Annotated in this window: 19 protein-coding genes; 16 read left to right on the forward strand and 3 right to left on the reverse strand. The window is 62.6% G+C overall.

The genetic code is table 11. The features are described 5' to 3' along the window. Positions 1 to 22 precede the first annotated feature (22 nt). Entirely contained in the window at positions 23 to 223 is a 201-nt protein-coding gene (locus J2X54_RS14635) for a twin transmembrane helix small protein (RefSeq protein ID WP_070248267.1), read from the reverse strand. Between the two features lie 34 nt (positions 224 to 257). On the opposite strand from J2X54_RS14635, the gene J2X54_RS14640 reads away from it, so the two are divergent. Genes J2X54_RS14640 through J2X54_RS14670 form a run of 7 tightly spaced genes read left to right on the forward strand, consistent with a single transcriptional unit; the run spans position 258 to position 5,772 of the window. After that, on the forward strand, positions 258 to 995 hold the full coding sequence (locus J2X54_RS14640) for an SURF1 family protein (RefSeq protein WP_310181566.1): 738 nt from the start codon (positions 258 to 260) through the stop codon (positions 993 to 995). Next, entirely contained in the window at positions 961 to 1,593 is a 633-nt protein-coding gene (locus J2X54_RS14645; RefSeq protein ID WP_404990916.1) for an SCO family protein, read from the forward strand. The genes J2X54_RS14640 and J2X54_RS14645 overlap by 35 nt, the downstream gene beginning before the upstream one ends. 15 nt (positions 1,594 to 1,608) lie before the next feature. Next, positions 1,609 to 2,772, forward strand: coding sequence for a COX15/CtaA family protein (locus tag J2X54_RS14650; RefSeq protein ID WP_310181568.1), 1,164 nt, complete (start codon positions 1,609 to 1,611; stop codon positions 2,770 to 2,772). A 45-nt stretch (positions 2,773 to 2,817) separates the two neighbouring features. Further along, the gene (gene cyoE, locus J2X54_RS14655) at positions 2,818 to 3,708 is read left to right on the forward strand and encodes a heme o synthase (protein WP_070248261.1); all 891 of its coding nucleotides are present in this window, start codon (positions 2,818 to 2,820) and stop codon (positions 3,706 to 3,708) included. Then, positions 3,705 to 4,289: an SCO family protein gene (locus J2X54_RS14660; protein WP_310181570.1), complete on the forward strand. Its 585-nt coding sequence runs from the start codon at positions 3,705 to 3,707 to the stop codon at positions 4,287 to 4,289. Before cyoE ends, J2X54_RS14660 begins: the two co-directional genes overlap by 4 nt. 5 nt (positions 4,290 to 4,294) lie before the next feature. Then, the gene (locus J2X54_RS14665; RefSeq protein ID WP_310181571.1) at positions 4,295 to 5,335 is read left to right on the forward strand and encodes an AI-2E family transporter; all 1,041 of its coding nucleotides are present in this window, start codon (positions 4,295 to 4,297) and stop codon (positions 5,333 to 5,335) included. Continuing rightward, the gene (locus tag J2X54_RS14670) at positions 5,332 to 5,772 is read left to right on the forward strand and encodes a DUF2809 domain-containing protein (protein ID WP_310181572.1); all 441 of its coding nucleotides are present in this window, start codon (positions 5,332 to 5,334) and stop codon (positions 5,770 to 5,772) included. The genes J2X54_RS14665 and J2X54_RS14670 overlap by 4 nt, the downstream gene beginning before the upstream one ends. Here J2X54_RS14670 and J2X54_RS14675 read toward each other — a convergent pair. After that, positions 5,723 to 7,060, reverse strand: coding sequence for a hemolysin family protein (locus tag J2X54_RS14675; protein ID WP_310181574.1), 1,338 nt, complete (start codon positions 7,058 to 7,060; stop codon positions 5,723 to 5,725). The genes J2X54_RS14670 and J2X54_RS14675 overlap by 50 nt on opposite strands. 209 nt (positions 7,061 to 7,269) lie before the next feature. Then, positions 7,270 to 8,175, reverse strand: a complete 906-nt coding sequence (gene nhaR / locus J2X54_RS14680) for a transcriptional activator NhaR (RefSeq protein ID WP_070248249.1) — start codon at positions 8,173 to 8,175, stop codon at positions 7,270 to 7,272. Positions 8,176 to 8,288: 113 nt separating this feature from the next. Here nhaR and J2X54_RS14685 point away from each other — a divergent pair, with 113 nt between their 5' ends. From J2X54_RS14685 to J2X54_RS14725, 9 genes are all read left to right on the forward strand, one after another. After that, entirely contained in the window at positions 8,289 to 9,344 is a 1,056-nt protein-coding gene (locus J2X54_RS14685; RefSeq protein ID WP_070248246.1) for a DUF475 domain-containing protein, read from the forward strand. A gap of 232 nt (positions 9,345 to 9,576) precedes the next feature. Continuing rightward, positions 9,577 to 10,152, forward strand: a complete 576-nt coding sequence (locus J2X54_RS14690; RefSeq protein ID WP_070248245.1) for a TerD family protein — start codon at positions 9,577 to 9,579, stop codon at positions 10,150 to 10,152. 18 nt (positions 10,153 to 10,170) lie between these two features. Next, complete coding sequence (locus J2X54_RS14695) at positions 10,171 to 10,866, forward strand: TIGR00266 family protein (protein ID WP_070248243.1); 696 nt, start codon at positions 10,171 to 10,173, stop codon at positions 10,864 to 10,866. Positions 10,867 to 10,890: 24 nt separating this feature from the next. After that, entirely contained in the window at positions 10,891 to 11,472 is a 582-nt protein-coding gene (locus tag J2X54_RS14700) for a TerD family protein (protein WP_310181576.1), read from the forward strand. 107 nt (positions 11,473 to 11,579) lie between these two features. Further along, positions 11,580 to 12,398, forward strand: coding sequence for an HDOD domain-containing protein (locus J2X54_RS14705; RefSeq protein ID WP_070248240.1), 819 nt, complete (start codon positions 11,580 to 11,582; stop codon positions 12,396 to 12,398). A gap of 127 nt (positions 12,399 to 12,525) precedes the next feature. After that, complete coding sequence (locus J2X54_RS14710) at positions 12,526 to 13,299, forward strand: FadR/GntR family transcriptional regulator (protein WP_310181578.1); 774 nt, start codon at positions 12,526 to 12,528, stop codon at positions 13,297 to 13,299. Positions 13,300 to 13,485: 186 nt separating this feature from the next. Further along, entirely contained in the window at positions 13,486 to 14,394 is a 909-nt protein-coding gene (gene kdgD / locus J2X54_RS14715) for a 5-dehydro-4-deoxyglucarate dehydratase (RefSeq protein WP_310181579.1), read from the forward strand. A gap of 71 nt (positions 14,395 to 14,465) precedes the next feature. Then, positions 14,466 to 16,040, forward strand: a complete 1,575-nt coding sequence (locus J2X54_RS14720; RefSeq protein ID WP_070248236.1) for an aldehyde dehydrogenase (NADP(+)) — start codon at positions 14,466 to 14,468, stop codon at positions 16,038 to 16,040. Next, entirely contained in the window at positions 16,028 to 16,903 is an 876-nt protein-coding gene (locus tag J2X54_RS14725; RefSeq protein ID WP_310181581.1) for an SMP-30/gluconolactonase/LRE family protein, read from the forward strand. Before J2X54_RS14720 ends, J2X54_RS14725 begins: the two co-directional genes overlap by 13 nt. Positions 16,904 to 16,953: the final 50 nt, after the last annotated feature.

Consider the following 16,953-nt stretch of genomic DNA (forward strand, 5'->3'; position numbering starts at 1 on the left):
CGGAAACCTCAGCCGCAGCCGCTCAGCGCAAGCCGGTGGGCTGGATGTAGCCGAGCTTGTAGGCAACCAGGATCATCACGAACAGGGCGATCGACAAGCCCACCCGCACCGCCAGCGAGCGGACCGTGTTGTTGCTCTTGCCCTTGTCGCGCATGAGGAAGAACAGCGCGGAACCGAGGCTGCCGATGATCAGCACGAACGCGATGGCGACGACAATTTTCATGACAGGGCAGCGAGATGAGTGAGGCTTCATTGTAATGCCGATTGCCTTCCGATTTAAATTGATTCCCTTGATCGCCACGGTCCTGGTGGTGGCGCTGGGCATTGCCCTGGGCAACTGGCAGGAGCGCCGCGCCGATGAGAAAATCGCCACCCAGGCCCGGCTCGACCAGGGCGTGGCCGCCGCACCGCTGGCGCTGACCGGCGCGCCGCTGGCCGCTGCCGACGTCGAATACCGCCGCGTGACCGTCACCGGCCAGTTCGTCCAGGACTGGCCGCTGTACCTCGACAACCGTCCGTACCAGGGCCGCGCCGGCGTCTATCTGCTGATGCCGTTCAAGATCGACGGATCCAATATGCATGTGCTGGTGCAGCGCGGCTGGTTGCCGCGCGATCCGCTGGCGCGCGACAAGCTGCCCGCGTTCGCTACGCCCACAGGTATCGTCACCGTGGACGGCGTGGCGCGTCTGCATTCGGGCCACGTGATGGAGCTCGGTGCGGGGCCGGCGCTGGCGCCCGGCGTCATCGTGCAAAACGCCGATCCGCTGCAGGTGGCCAAGGCCAGCGGCCTGACCATGCAGCCGTTCGTACTGCAGCAAAGCGCGCCGGCGCGCCCGGGTGGCGACGACCTGCGCATGGGCCGCGAATGGCCGGCTTCGGGCATGAATCCCGAAAAACACCAGGGCTACGCCTTCCAGTGGTATGCGCTGGCGGCGATGGCGGTCATCTTTTTTGTCGTAAATGGATTCAGACGTGGAAAATCAGGCAAACCCTAAACAGACGGCGCGCGGGCGCTGGAAGCTGCTGGCCGTGATCGCGGTCTGCGCGGCGCCACTGCTGGCGTCATACTTCATGTACTACGTGGTCAAGCCCAAGGGCGGCGAGACCAACTACGGCACCCTGCTCGACGCGCGCCAGTATCCGATCCCGCCGATGGCCAGCCGCCAGCTCGACGGCAGCCCGGCGACGCTGGCCGATTATCGCGGCAAGTGGATCATGCTCAAGGTGGGGCCGTCCGACTGCCAGCAGGCTTGCCAGGACCAGCTGTTTGCCATGCGCCAGTTGCGCACCATGCAGGGCAAGGCGATGGAGCGCGTGGAACGGGTTTGGCTGATCACCGACGAGCAGCCGCTCGAAACCATGCTCATGCGCGTGAACGACGGCACCCACATGTTGCGTGCGCCGGCCGCCACCGTGCAAAAATGGCTGCCGGTGGAGCAGGGCGAACGCGCCGCCGACTACGTGTACCTGATCGACCCGCTGGGCAACCTGATGATGCGCTTTCCGAAAGGCGCGGTTTCCAGCGATACCGCCAAGGCGAGCAAGGTCCATAAGGACATCGCCAAACTGCTCAAAGCTTCCGCCATAGGATAATAGGATAGATATACGATGCACCTGACTCTCGCTCAAATGGCCATCACGGCGCTGCTGGTAGCGCTGCTGCCGCTGTCGCTGGTATGGACATCGTCCGACGCCAACAAGTACCGCAAGCTGATCTGGGTGAGCGTATTTCTCACGTTCGACCTGATCGTGTTTGGCGCGTTTACCCGGCTGACCGATTCCGGCCTCGGCTGCCCAGACTGGCCCGGCTGTTACGGCGCCGCCAACCCGTTCCTGGCCCATGCCGAAATTGTCGCCGCCGAAACCCTCAACCCCACCGGCCCGGTCACCGTGGCCAAGGCCTGGATCGAGATGATCCACCGTTACCTGGCCATGGCGATCGGCGTGCTGATCGTGGCGATGATGGCGCAGGCGTGGTACCAGTGGTGTAAATCGAAGGGTACCCGCCCCGAGTACAAGCCCGGGATGCCGACCTTCTTGTTCTTCTTCGTCTGCCTGCAAGGCGCGTTCGGTGCCTGGACCGTGACCATGAAACTGCAACCGGTGATCGTCACCATCCACTTGCTGCTGGGCATGGGTTTGCTGGCGCTGCTGGTGTGGTACGGCGGCCGCCAGAACCAGCTGATTGCGCCGGTGCGCACGCTGTCCGGTTCGCCCACCGCGATGCGCAAGATCCGCTGGCTGGCCGGTATCTCGGCCCTATTGCTGGTGGTGCAGATCGCCCTCGGTGGCTGGGTGAGTACCAACTACGCCACGCTGGCCTGCACCGATTTCCCGCTGTGTGGCGGCAAGCTGGTGCCGGACATGGACTTCCAGCACGGCTTTACCCTGTGGCGCGAACTGGGCAAGACCGCCGCCGGCCATTACATACCGTTCGCGGCGCTGACGGCGATCCACTGGGTGCATCGCAACGCCGGCTTCATCGTGGCGCTGGTGGCCGGTTACACGGCGTGGCGCGCGTGGGGCAACGTGGTCCTGCATAACACCGCGCGCGCCATCGCCATCGTGCTGGTGGCGCAGATCGCCACCGGCCTGGCGACGATCTACTTCAGCTTCCCGCTGACCATTGCGGTGTTGCATAACGCCGGGGCGGCGCTGCTGGTACTTTTGCTGACCGTGTTAAACTACAAGGCTAAATTCCAGCACGATCTTGCCAAAAAAGCAGCATCGGGTGCTGGTTTATCGCATAATTTACCGTTGAAGCAGCAATAGTTTGCCATCTGTTTGCCATCCGGCGACGGGCTTCGAAATGACATCATGACCACGCAGACTCTGACCAAATCCTCCCACCGCGCCTCGCAGTTCTGGGCGCTGACCAAGCCGCGCATCACCCAGATGGCGGTGTTTTGCGCCATCATCGGCATGTTCCTGGCGACGGACGGGATTCCTGACTGGCGCGTGGCGGTGCCGGCCACCCTGGGTATTTTCCTGCTCACCAGCGCGGCCTTCGCAGTGAACTGCCTGGCCGAGCGCGAGATCGACGCCCGCATGGCCCGCACCGCGCGCCGCCCGAATGCCATGGGCGACGTCACCGTTGGCGAAACCGTGGTGTTCGCGCTGCTGATCGGCGGCGCCGGCATGTGGATTTTGTATGCGCTGGTCAATCCGCTCACCATGTGGCTCACGTTCTTCAGCTTTGTCGGCTACGCGGTGATCTACACCATGATCTTGAAGCCTGCCACGCCGCAGAACATCGTCATCGGCGGCCTGTCGGGCGCCATGCCGCCAGCGCTGGGCTGGGCCGCGATGACCAACGAAGTGCCGGCCGAAGCGTGGCTCTTGGTGATGATCATTTTCGTCTGGACCCCGCCGCACTTCTGGGCGCTGGCGCTGTACCGCCGCGACGATTACGCCAAGTCGGGCCTGCCGATGCTGCCGGTCACGCATGGCATGGAATACACGCAGTTCCACGTGTGGCTGTACTCGATCGCGCTGGCCGCCACCACGGTGCTGCCTTACGTGGTGCAAATGAGCGGACTGATTTACCTGGTCGCTGCCATCATCCTCAACGCGGTCTTCCTGCGCCATTCGTGGAAGATTTACCGCCATTATTCCGACCAGGTGGCCCGCAAGGCGTTTGCCTGGTCGATCATGTACCTGGGCTTGCTGTTCGCGGCGCTGCTGGTGGACCACTACATCAAAATATGAAGAAACTGTTCGCGTTGGCCGTGCTGGCCGTCTCCATGATCATGGCCGGCTGCGGCGAGAAAACTTCCTCGCAGAGCTTCCAGAATGTCGACATCACCGGCGCCGCCTTTGCGAAAGACTTCGCGCTGACCGACCATACCGGCAAGCCGCGCACCATGGCCGATTTCCGTGGTAAGGTGGTGGTGATGTTCTTCGGCTTTACCCAGTGCCCGGACGTCTGTCCCACCACCATGGCCGAGATGGCCGGCGTGATGAAAGCCCTCGGTCCCAGGGCGGACCAGGTGCAGGTGCTGTTCGTCACCGTCGATCCCGAGCGCGACACCCAGCCGCTGCTGGCGCAATACGTGCCCACCTTCGATCCGCGCTTTATCGGCCTGTACGGCACACCCGCGCAGACCGCAGCGGTGGCCAAGGAATTCAAGATCTTCTATGCCAAGGTGCCCGGCACCGATGCCGTCAACTACTCGGTGGACCACACGGCAGCGAGCTACATCTTCGACAAGCACGGCAAGGTGCGCCTGATGGTGCCGCACGCCAAAGGCCAGGCGGCCATCGTGCACGATATCGAACAGCTGTTGTAACTGCCATGCGCCAACGCTTTCAACCGTTCACCCGGCTCGCCGCCGTCATCCTGCTGGTCATCGGCTGCCTGATCGTGCTGCGCCCGTTCGTGGCGGCGATCCTGTTTGCCTGCGCCATCACCATCTCGAGCTGGCCGCTGTACCTGCGCCTGCTGAACGAGGTCAAGGGCCGGCGCTCGATCGCTGCCGCGATCATGAGCGTGGGATTGACCCTGCTGATTCTGGTGCCGCTGACCCTGGTGACCTGGAATATCGCCGACAACGCCGCCTCGTTCTACGACCACTTCAAGGCCAGCCTTGGCAGCGGCACGCTGGCGCCGCCGGGCTGGCTGCGCGATCTGCCGCTGGTGGGCGAGATGATCGACACCTATTTGCGCAAGTTGCTGGGCAGCCGCGAGGAATTGCTCAACGTTGCCAAGAACCTGCTCGAGCCGGCGCGCCACCTGTTGCTCGGTGGCGGCGTGCTGCTGGGCAGCGGCGTGGCGCAGGTAAGCCTGGCCGTGTTCGTCAGCTTCTTCCTGTACCGCGATGGCGTTACCATGCTCGCTTCGCTTAGCAGGGGAATGGACAAGCTGATCGGCGCCGAACAGGCCAGGTCGGTGTCGGACACGATCGGTCGCACCGTGCGCGGTGTGATGTACGGCCTCTTGGGCACGGCGCTGGCGCAATCGGTGGTGGCGGCGGCAGGCTTCCTGATTGCCGGCGTGCCGGCTGTCGCGCTGCTGTCGGTGGCCACCTTCCTGTTTTCCCTGATTCCGGTCGGGCCGCCGATCATCTGGATCGGCGCCACCATCTGGCTGTTCGACCACGGCCAGACCGGCTGGGCCATCTTCATGGCGATCTGGGGCGTGCTGTTGATCAGTGGCGTCGATAACGTGGTCAAGCCGCTGCTGATCAGCCGTGGCAGCAGCCTGCCGTTCATCCTGGTGCTGCTGGGCGTGATGGGCGGCGTGCTGGCGTTCGGCTTCGTGGGCCTGTTCATCGGCCCGACCCTGCTGGCGGTAGGCATGGGGTTGCTGCGCAACTACACCGCGCAGCAGGAGTGAGCGCTCTTATCAAGCCGCGCAACCGTCTGGTTTATTGTGCGATCGTGCTGGCGGTAATCGCACTGGGCCTGGCGTCGCGCAAATTCCCCTGGTTGTTTCCGGCCGCGCTGGGCAAGTACCCGGGCGACGCGCTATGGACCATGATGGTGTTCTTCGGCCTGGCCGTGATCGCACCGCGCCTGAGCGTCCTGCAGCTGGCGCTGGGCGCCTTGGCGATTTCCGGGGCGGTGGAGTTCGGCCAGCTGTACCAGGCGCCGTGGATCGTGGCCGTACGTGTGCATCCGCTCGGGCACCTGGTGCTGGGGACGGCGTTCGGTTGGCTGGACCTGGTGGCCTACACAGTGGGGGCGGCGGTGGCTTTCGTGATCGAGTCAGTCATCAGGCGCCTTAATCCAGATCCGCGTTATCTTCAGTGTCGTCCTTCGGTATCACCTTGACCAGCAGGATACGCGGTCCGTTCATTTTTTTCGCCACAATATCGAAATGCCGAAAGCTGATGCGCTGGCCCTGCTTGGGGATGTCGCCGAGCTTGACCATGATCAGCCCGCCCACCGATTCCACTTCCTCCATGCCCAGTTCCTCGTTTTCGATATCGATGCCCAGCGTGCGTTCGAGCGAGAAGATCGGCAGGCTGGCCTTGCCGATCAAGGTGCCGTCGGGCTGCTTGAGCCAGTCGTTTTCGTTGAGGCGGAATTCGTCGTGGATTTCGCCGACCATGGCGCCGAGCAAATTGTCGAGCGTTATGAAGCCCACCGGCCGCTTGCCTTTTTCGCCGATCAGCGCGAAGTGCGGGGCGCCATCGCGGAAGCGGCGGAACTGTTCCAGCGCCGGCGTGCGCGCGGAAATGGTTTCCACCGGTCGCAGGAACGGCAGCAGGTCGGTAATCGGCTTGCCCGACTGCTGGGCGAAGAACAGGTCTTTCAGGTGCACCACGCCCAGCACGGTCTCGCCGTCGCGGTCGTAGTACGGATAGCGGCTGAAGCGGTTGCGCAGCATGGTGTCGAGGTTGTCGGCCAGGGTGCGGCTCGCGTGCAGGCTGATCACCTCGTTAATCGGGCGCATCAGGTCCGAGACTGCCAGGTCGGAAAAATCGAGCGAATGGGCCAGGATGTTGCGCTCGTCCTTGTTGAACTTTTCGCCCGGCTGGCTGGTGCGCAGGATCAGCTTGAGTTCGTCGACCGAGTAATGGCTGTCGTGGCCGCCCTTGCCGGACAGGCCGGCAATGCGCAGCACCATGTTGGCGCTGGCGTTCAGTACCCAGATGAACGGGTACATGATCCAGTAGAAAATATACAGCGGCGGCGCGGCCCAGAGGCCCACGGCTTCGGGCATGCGGATGGCCAGCGACTTCGGTGCCAGTTCGCCCACCACGATGTGCAGGAAGGAAATTACGCTGAAGGCAAACACGAAGGCGATGCCATGCACCACTTCGGGCTTGGTGATGCCGATGGCGGTGAGCACCGGCTCGAGCAGGCTGGCAAAGGCTGGCTCGCCCACCCAGCCCAGGCCCAGCGAGGCCAACGTGATACCAAGCTGGCAGGCCGACAGGTAGGCGTCGAGTTCGCCGTGGACCTTGCCGAGGATGCGCCCCCGCAGCCCCTGCGTCTTGGCAATTGCCCGTACCCGGGTTTTACGCAGCGTGACAATGCCGAATTCGGCCGCCACAAAGAATCCATTGAGCGCGACCAAAAATAGGGCGAGCACGACAAGCAGAACGTTTTGCATAGGGGCCGAGCGGCGAATTTCTTCGTATAAAAACGCCTATATTAAACGACAGCGGCCCAAAGCAGCACGAATTGCCTCTTTCGGGAGGCCCCAAATTCGAGGGTCAGTGCCGACATTCGGACATTGCGGAACTTTTTCTTTGATGCGCACTTCAATAAAAAGGTTCAAAAATGTCCGAATGTCGGCACTGACCCCGAAGTGTCAGGCGCTCAGTGGGCGAATAGGCCGCTGTGGACGGCCGAGATGATGGCTTCGATTGCGGGGTGGCGGATCTTGCGTTCGTTGGAGATGGCGTAGAAGTGTTCGCGCAGTTCGGGGGCGTCGCCTACCAGTACCGCGCCCAGCTGGTCTTCGATGTCGTGCGCCAGCGCCGACGGGGCGAAGAACAGGCCCATGCCGTTACGGCCGAACGTATTGAGCATGGCGTTGTCTTCGAATTCGCCGGCGATCTCGGCGCGCACCTTGTGCTGCACCAGCCAGGTATCGATCCGTCCGCGCAGCGCGTTGTTGCGGGTGGGTACCAACAGTGGCGCGTGGTGCAGGCTGGCCGGGAAGTTGCCGCGATATTTGTCCGCCAGGCGCGGCACACCGAACAGCTTCATGTCGCTCTCGCCCAGCAGGTGGCTGAACACCTTGAGGCTGCCGCCGGCGCGCACGGTGCGGTCGGTCAGCACCACGTCGAGCTTGCCCAGAGCCAGGTCGGCCAGCAGGTTTTCGAATTCGTCTTCCATGCACACCAGCCGCACCTGCTTGTTCATGGTCTGCGTGGCTTGCAGCAGGCGGAACGCGATCAGCTTGGGCAGCGAGTCGGAAATGCCGACGGTCAACCGCATCTTGCCGGCCTCGGCTTCGTCGAGCGCATCCTGCAACTGGTCGCCCAGCAAAAAAATCTGCTCGCAATAGCTGAGCGCCAACCTGCCGGCCTCGGTAGGCACCAGGCGCCGGCCCTGTGGCTCCAGCAGTTGCTTGCCTATCGATAGTTCCAGCGCGGAGAGCTGCATGCTGATGGTTTGCACCGCCAGCCCCAGCCGCTCGGCCGCGCGGGTGACGCCGCCTTCCTTGGCAACGATCCAGAAAAAGTACAAGTGACGATAGTTCAGACCGCTGGTTTTCATCAACAACTCTTCAATTAATACGAAGTAATACTTCAATTATCTTCTATTTTTAAATGAGTTGTCAGACCCTATACTGCCAGGTGTCGATTTATAACTTACAACGAGAGAAATCCATGAAGCATTTCAGAATTTCCTTCCTCGTGACCTTCATCTGCCTGGGTTTGGCCGGCTGGTGGGGTTACGAATTGGGCGGATGGAGCGGGGCGCTGTCGGCGTTCGGCGTGGCAGTGATTTTGGCGGCGATGGAAGTGTCGCTGTCGTTCGATAACGCGGTGGTCAACGCGTCGGTCCTGAAGAACTGGGACGAATTCTGGCAAAAGCTGTTCCTGGGCCTGGGCATCATCATCGCCGTGTTCGGTATGCGCTTGCTGTTCCCGCTGGTCATCGTGGCGGTTGCCGCCGACATCAGCATCATGGATGTGTGGACGCTGGCACTGAACGATCCGAAAACCTATTCGATGCACCTGACCAACCACCACGCGGAAGTGGCGGCCTTCGGTGGCATGTTCCTGCTGCTGGTATTCCTGAACTTCCTGCTCGACAGCGACAAGGAAGTGCACTGGCTCGGTAACTTCGAAAAGAAGCTCGGTTCGCTGGGCAAGGTCTCGTCGATCTCGGTGATGATTTCGCTGGCCGTGCTGCTGGGCTGCATGAGCATCGTCACCGAAGCGCAAAAACTGGTCGTGCTGATCTCCGGTCTGTGGGGCATCCTGGTGTACGTCGGTGTCGATGCGATCAGCAGCCTGCTGGAAAAAGAGGAAGAAGGCGGCAGCGATGTCGGCGACATGGTCAAAAAGGGCGGTATCGGCGGTTTCCTGTACCTGGAAGTGCTTGATGCATCGTTCAGCTTTGACGGCGTGATCGGCGCGTTTGCCATCACCACCGACGTCGTGATCATCATGCTGGGCCTGGCCATCGGCGCGATGTTCGTGCGTTCGATGACGGTGTACCTAGTGAAAAAAGGTACTCTCGACCAGTTCGTGTATCTTGAGCACGGCGCCCACTACGCCATCGGTATCCTGGCGGCGATCATGTTGGCAAGTATGAAGTTCCACGTGCCGGAAATCTTTACCGGCCTGATCGGTGTAGCGTTCATTGCCGCCTCGGTCTGGTCCTCGATTCGTTACCGTCGTCAGCAGGAAGCTACTGCGGCCATCGCAGCGAAATGAATTAAAGCTCAAGCAAGAACCAAAGAACACAGCGGGCCGTCTATTACGGACACGGCTCGCTGCAGTGTAGGGGACCTCGAAAAACCTACTGCGCGATCCGCTATCGCCGCTCCGTTGCTCAGCGTACAGCCGTACGCTTCCGCTACTCGCGACGATAACGAACCGCTCGCTACGGTTTTTCGAGGTCCCCTGTAGTACCCCTAGTCCGGTTTTCTTTTTAAGGAGTCTTACCATGGCAATCAGTCTGCAAAAAGGCGGTAACGTTAATCTGAGCAAAGAAGCCCCAGGCCTGTCGAAAATCATCGTCGGCCTCGGCTGGGACGTGCGCTCCACCGATGGCAGCGCGTTCGACCTGGACGGTTCTGCATTCCTGCTCAAGGCCGACGGCAAAGTTCGCGCCGACAACGACTTCATCTTCTACAACAACCTCAAGTCGTCCGACGGCGCCGTCACCCACTCCGGTGACAACCGCACCGGCGACGGCGCCGGCGACGACGAAACCGTTACCATCGACCTGGCCACCGTGCCGGCCGATATCGAGCGCATCGCCATTTGCGTGACCATCCACGACGGCGACGCCCGCAAGCAGAACTTCGGCCAGGTGCAAAAGGCCTATGTGCGCACCGTCAACGCTGCCGGCGAAGCGGAAATTGCCCGCTACGACCTGTCGGAAGACGGTTCGACCGAGTCGGCCATGATCTTCGGCGAGGTGTATCGCAACGGCGCCGAGTGGAAGTTCAAGGCCGTGGGCCAGGGCTTCAAGGGCGGCCTCGGCCCTCTCGCAGCCTCGTTCGGCGTCAGCGTTTAAACCAGGAAAGGATTCGTCATGCCAAAATTTTCGGTCACCGGTGATATCGATCCGTTCCTGCATGTGTCGCTGGCACGCGGTGAAAAGATTTACTGCGAGTCCGATGCGATGGTGATGATGGAAGAGGCGCTTGACCTCAAGGGCAAGATGACCGGCGGCATTGGTGCTGCCATCATGCGGCGCTTTGCCAACGGCGAATCCTTCTTCCAGCAGCATATCGAAGCGGTGCGCGGCGACGGCGATTGCCTGCTGTCGCCGCGGCTGCCGGGCGCGGTGCAAATCCTCGATGTCGGCAAGGAGCAGTACATGCTCAGCGACGGCGCCTTCGTGGCGGCGTCCGAAACGGTGGAGCTGAAGGTGCGTACGCAAAACCTGGGCAATGCGCTGTTCGCCCAGAGCGGCGGCTTCTTCATCACCGAGACCGGTGGCAATGGCCAGGTGGCGGTGTCGGGCTTCGGGTCGATGTCGCAGCTGGACGTCACGCCCGGGCGCGACGTCGTCATCGACAATGCGCACGTGGTGGCGTGGGACAGTCGCCTGCGCTACGAGATATCGGTCACCACCGGTGGCAGCAGCGGCTTCCTCGGCAACCTGGTCAATAGCCAGACCAGCGGCGAAGGCATGGTGCTGCGCTTTTCCGGCAGCGGCAAAGTGCTGATCTGCTCGCGCAACAGCACGGCCTTCAAAACCTGGGTGCAGACCCCGGCCCAGTAAAACCTACAATCAAGGAGAACAAACATGTCAGTCAGTTTGAGCAAAGGCCAGAAGATCAATCTGGAAAAACAAGGCGGCGGCGCCCTCGGCAAGGTCACCATGGGCCTGGGCTGGGATGCCATCAAGTCCAAGGGCTTCCTCGGCTTCGGCTCGAAGAGCGAAGCGGTCGATCTCGACGCCTCGGTCGTCATGTTCGACGAAGGCAACAGTCCGGTGGACGTGATCTGGTTCCGCCAGCTGCGCAGCAAGGACGGCAGCGTGGTCCACACCGGTGACAACCGCACCGGCGCCGGCGATGGCGACGACGAACAGATCAACGTCGACCTGGGCGCCGTGCCGGCGACCGTCAAGAGCCTGGTATTTACCGTCAACAGCTTCACCGGCCAGACCTTCGCGCAGGTGGAAAACGCCTACTGCCGCCTGGTCGATGCCAGCAACGGTCAGGAAGTGGCGCGCTTCAACCTGTCGGTACAAGGCCCGCACTCGGCCCAGATCATGGCCAAGGTCTACCGTCACAACGGCGCCTGGAAAATGCACGCGATCGGCGAAAACGGCAACGGCCGTACCTTTGACGACCTGCTGCCGCAAATTTCCGCGCACCTGTAAAAGAGTAATACCGCAGCAAAGCCCCGCGTACCGGCGCGGGGCCCCATCCCACACACCGCGCATGAAAGCGGTTGAGGCATCATTGGCCGTGCGGCTATAATGTTTCCATGATTAAACTTAACCAGATCTCGCAGATAGTGACGCAAGCCGCGCGCGGCGAGCTGGTCTTCCCTACCAGCGTCAACGCGGCCCTGCGCCTGCAGATGATGCTGGCCGATCCCGATGCCGAGGCCGAAGAGGTGCTGCGCTGTGTGCTGGCCGAGCCGGTCCTGGCCGCCCGCACCGTGGCGCTGGCCAATGCCGCCGTGTTCAACCGGGGCGGCACGCCGATTACCAGCGTGCGCGCCGCCGTGGCGCGCGTGGGCTACCGCCACCTGTACTCGATGGCGGCAGCGATGGTGGTGCGCCAATTCGGCGCACGCATCCGCGACCCGCAACTGCGTGCCAAGGCCGAGCAATTATGGCGCCATACCGCCCACGTGGCCGCGCTGTCGTATGTGATCGGCGGCAAGCTGACCGCCACCGATCCCGACACCGCGCTGTTCGCCGGCATCATCCACGAAGCAGGGGGCTTTTACCTGCTGTCCAGGGCCGACGACATGCCTGGCCTGCTGGACGACCCGGCCGACTGGTTTGGCGCACCGCAGGAAATCATCGCCCGCGAACTGATGAAAAAGCTGTGCATCCCGGACCCGGTGGCGCTGTCCGTGGTATCGCTGCCCGGCGCCACGCTCACGCCGCCACCGCTGGGCCTGCGCGATACCTTGCTCATCGCCAAACACCTGGCGCCGGTGGCCTCGCCGCTGGCGCCCGCCGGCCAGCCGGCTGGCCTGGCCGGTTTTATCGACGACAATGCCGCGCTCGAGCAGATCCTGCGCGAGTCGCGCGCCGACGCCGCTTCGATGAGTGCCGCGCTGCTGGTTTGATTGCCCCTGTTTGTGGCATAAACGATGTGTTAATCATCATTTTGACCAGAAATCCGCCATTCGGCGTCGATCGGCATGGCTGCATGGGCGATAATGGCAACAGTCGTCATACAACAAGCCCGTCACCATGAATCACACCGCAGCAGCCGCCATTCCACCATCGCCAGTGCTCGCGCCTACGCCCGCGCCGCGCAAGAAGCACCGCAACCTGGCCCAGGGCGTGGTGGAAAGCTTTACCCAGACCATACAGGCCGGCACCCTGAAACCGGGCGAAAAGCTGCCGACCGAATCGGTGATCATGGAAATGCATGGCGTCAGCCGCACCGTGGTGCGCGAAGCGATTTCGCACCTGCAAGCCGCCGGCCTGGTGCAAACGCGCCACGGCATCGGCACCTTCGTGCTGGCGCCGCAACCGGCCAACCTGCGCATCTCGTCCGACACCATCCGCACCATCGGCGACGTGCTGTCCATCCTGGAACTGCGCATCAGCCTGGAAACCGAGGCGGCCTGGCTGGCGGCCAGCCGCCGCAGCGAAGAGCAGGTGCAGCAGATGGGCGAGGCCCTGGCGCGGATTCAAAGTTCGGCCGGCTTGCCGGGCTCGGTGGAGGCGGACGTCCACTTCCACCTGTTGATCGCGCAATCGACCGGCAACCGTTACTTTGTCGATATCCTGAGCGACCTTGGCAACACCATCATCCCGCGCGCGCGCGTGAACTCCGCGCAACTGGCCCATTCCGATCCGGCAGCTTACCTCGAGCGCGTGAACCGCGAACACGACGATATCTACCGCGCCATCCTGCGCCAGGATGCCGAAGCAGCGCGCGCGGCCATGCGCACCCACTTGAGCAATAGCCGCGAACGCCTGCGACGGGCCCAGGAGGGCATCGAAGCCGACGCCTGACCTTGGCGTTACAGTCAAATCCGTGAGTGTTTTGCCCGGCGGCCACACACCCTGTAACGGTTCTCAGGAAAGTGCTTGCCCCCGGTCGTATATGGTTGTACGATGTCATACAACCGGTGCAGATGATCGTGATCACACCGAGTGAGACCCCTTCCACACACTAGATGTCGATTATTGGAGACTGTTATGCAACCGAATGACCTGAAAAAAATCCTTTCCTCTGGCCTGCTGTCGTTCCCTATCACCGACTTCGATGCCCAGGGTGACTTCAATAGGAAATCGTACATCGAGCGCCTGGAGTGGCTGTCGCCATTCGGCGCCAGCGCCCTGTTCGCCGCCGGCGGCACCGGCGAGTTCTTCTCGCTGACCCCACAAGAATTCCCTGAAATCATCAAGACCGCGGTTGACACCTGCCGTGGCCAGGTACCGATCCTGGCCGGCGTCGGTGGTCCGACCCGCGTTGCTGCAGCTTACGCCAAAGAAGCCGAGAAAGCCGGTGCGCAAGGCTTGCTGCTGCTGCCACACTACCTGACCGAAGCGAGCCAGGACGGCCTGGTCGAGCACGTTGCTGAAGTCTGCAAAGCCACCAACCTGGGCGTGGTCGTGTACAACCGCGCCAACTGCCGCCTGACCCCTGATTCGCTGGCCCGCCTGGCCGACCGTTGCCCTAACCTGATCGGCTTCAAGGACGGCATCGGCGACATCGAACTGATGGTCTCGATCTGGCGCAAAATGGGCGACCGCTTCAGCTACCTGGGCGGCCTGCCTACTGCTGAAGTGTACGCCGCTGCCTACAAGGCCATCGGTACTCCGGTATACTCGTCGGCAGTGTTCAACTTCGTGCCACAACTGGCGATGGACTTCTACCATGCAGTTGCTGCGGATAACTTTGCAGAACAAAACCGCATGATCGACGAGTTCTTCCTGCCATACCTGGAAATCCGCAACCGCAAAGCCGGTTACGCCGTCAGCATCGTCAAGGCCGGCGCCCGCCTGGTTGGTCACGATGCCGGTCCGGTCCGCGCTCCGCTGACCGACCTGACCGCGGAAGAGTGCGACATGCTGGACAAACTGATCAAGAAACAAGCCAAGTAATTTGAAGCCTGTTTTTTGATTTGAATTCAAGCGCGGCTGGTCCGCGCTTTTCACACATCTAAGGAGTCGATATGCAAGTAGCTGGCGAAATGATCATTGGCGGTAAAGCACTGACAGGTAAAGAGGGCACGATCAAGGCGATCGACCCGTCGCGCAACGCGGAAATCGAACCGGCGTTCGGCCTGGCCAGCGCCGCCGACCTGGAGCAAGCGGCCCAACTGGCCGACGCCGCCTTCGACCCGTACCGCAACACCAGCCTGGAAGTGCGCGCCAAGTTCCTGGAAACCATTGCCGACCGCATCATGGACCTGGGCCCGGCCCTGATCGAACGCGCGATGCAGGAAACCGGCCTGCCGCAAGCCCGCCTGGAAGGCGAGCGCGGTCGTACCGTGAATCAACTGAAACTGTTTGCCAAAGTCGTGCGCGACGGCCGCTTCCAGTCCGCCACGCTCGACAGCGCGCTGCCGGAACGCACCCCGCCACGTCCCGACCTGCGCCTGCGCAAGATCGGCCTGGGCCCGGTTGCCGTGTTCGGCGCCTCGAACTTCCCGCTGGCGTTCTCGGTGGCTGGTGGCGATACCGCCTCCGCCCTGGCCGCCGGTTGCCCGGTCATCGTCAAGGCCCACTCGGCCCACCTCGGCACCTCCGAGCTGGTCGGTAAAGCCGTTGCCAAAGCCGTGGAAGAGTCCGGCCTGCCAGCTGGCGTGTTCTCGATGATCATCGGCTCCGGCCAGACCGTGGGCCAGGCCCTGGTCAGCCATCCAGCCATCAAGGCCGTGGGCTTCACCGGCTCGCGCGCCGGTGGCCTGGCACTGATGAAAACCGCCGCCGAACGCAAGGAACCAATCCCTGTGTACGCCGAGATGAGCTCGATCAACCCGGTGTTCCTGCTGCCAGGCGCGCTGGCCAACGACAAGCTGCCGCAAGCGTTTGCTGATTCGCTGACCATGGGCGCCGGCCAGTTCTGCACCAACCCGGGCCTCTTGATCGGCATCAAGGGCGACAAGCTGCAAGCCTTCGTTGACGCCACCGCCGGCACCATCGGCGCCAAGGCTGCTTCGACCATGCTGACCCCGGGTATCCACAAGGCCTACCTGTCCGGCGTGAAAAACCTCGCTGGCGTCGACGGCGTGCAGCAGGTTGCTGCCGGCCAGGGCACCGAAGCCCCATGCGCTGCACAAGCGTTCCTGTACCAGGTGCCAGCGAAGAAATTCCTGGCCGACGACAAGCTCGAAGGCGAAATCTTCGGACCAACCTCGCTGCTGGTCGTGGCGGAAGACGAAGCCGAACTGCTGGCTGTTGCCAACCACGTCGAAGGCCAGCTGACCGGCGCCGTGCACGCCACCGCCGACGACCGCGACCTGGCCGCGCGCCTGCTGCCGATCCTGGAACGCAAAGTGGGCCGTATCCTGTTCAACGGTTTCGGTACCGGTGTGGAAGTGGCGCACGCCATGGTCCACGGCGGCCCGTTCCCGTCGACGTCCGACAGCCGCACCACCTCGGTGGGCGCGTCGGCCATCGACCGCTTCCTGCGTCCAGTGAGCTACCAGGACGTGCCGTCGTACCTGCTGCCAACTTCGCTCGCTGACGACAATCCGGAAAAACTTCCGCGCATCGTCAACGGTGACCTGGTATGGAACGCATAAGCGATATCAAGTGCGCGGTGGGGGAAAGCCCCACCTGGAGCGCGGCGGAGTCGGTTTTTTACTGGACCGACATTCCGGCCAAGCGCGTCTGGCGGCTTGATCCGGCCACCGGCGCCACCCGTTTCTGGACCCTGGACCAGATGGCAGGCTGCATCGCCACCCGGGCCGGCGGCGGGCTGATCGCCGGCATGGAAACCGGCGTGTTCCAGCTCGATCTGAATGACGGCGAAGCTGCCGTCCAGACCAAGCTGGCCACGCCGGGCGCCGACCTGGGCGAGGGCATGCGCTTCAACGATGGCCGTTGCGACCGCCAGGGCCGTTTCTGGTCCGGCACCATGTTCATGGACATGGGCCAGGCGCGTCCGGTGGGCAAGCTGTATCGCTACGACAGCCGTGGCATCTCGAAGCCGATGGTCGCCGACCTGCTCACGCAAAACGGCCTGGGCTTCTCGCCGGACGGGCGCACCATGTACCTGTCCGACTCGCACCCGCTGCGGCGCATGGTGTGGGCGTTCGACTACGACATCGATGACGGCGTACCGAGCAAGCAGCGCGTGTTTGCCGATCTGACCAAGTCGGTAGGCCGGCCCGACGGCGCGGCAGTCGACAGCGAAGGCTGTTACTGGGTGTGCGGCAACGACGGCGGCTACATCCTGCGCTTCACGCCGCAGGGCAAGCTCGACCGCAAGCTCGATGTGCCGATGCTGAAACCGGCCATGTGTGCGTTCGGCGGCAAGCACCTGGACCAGTTGCTGGTGACGTCGATTCCGTCCGGGAAACCGGAAGATGCCGAGTGGGGCGGGGCGGTGATTTTGCTCGATCCTGGCGTTAAAGGCGTTGCGGAAACGCCGTTCGGGGCTTGATGGTGTAGCAAAGTAAAGGCAGATGCGTGAGCACCTGCCTTTTTTAATGG

Origin of the sequence: Duganella sp. 3397 (genome assembly GCF_031456625.1) — a bacterium.
GTDB lineage: Bacteria > Pseudomonadota > Gammaproteobacteria > Burkholderiales > Burkholderiaceae_D > Rugamonas > Rugamonas phyllosphaerae.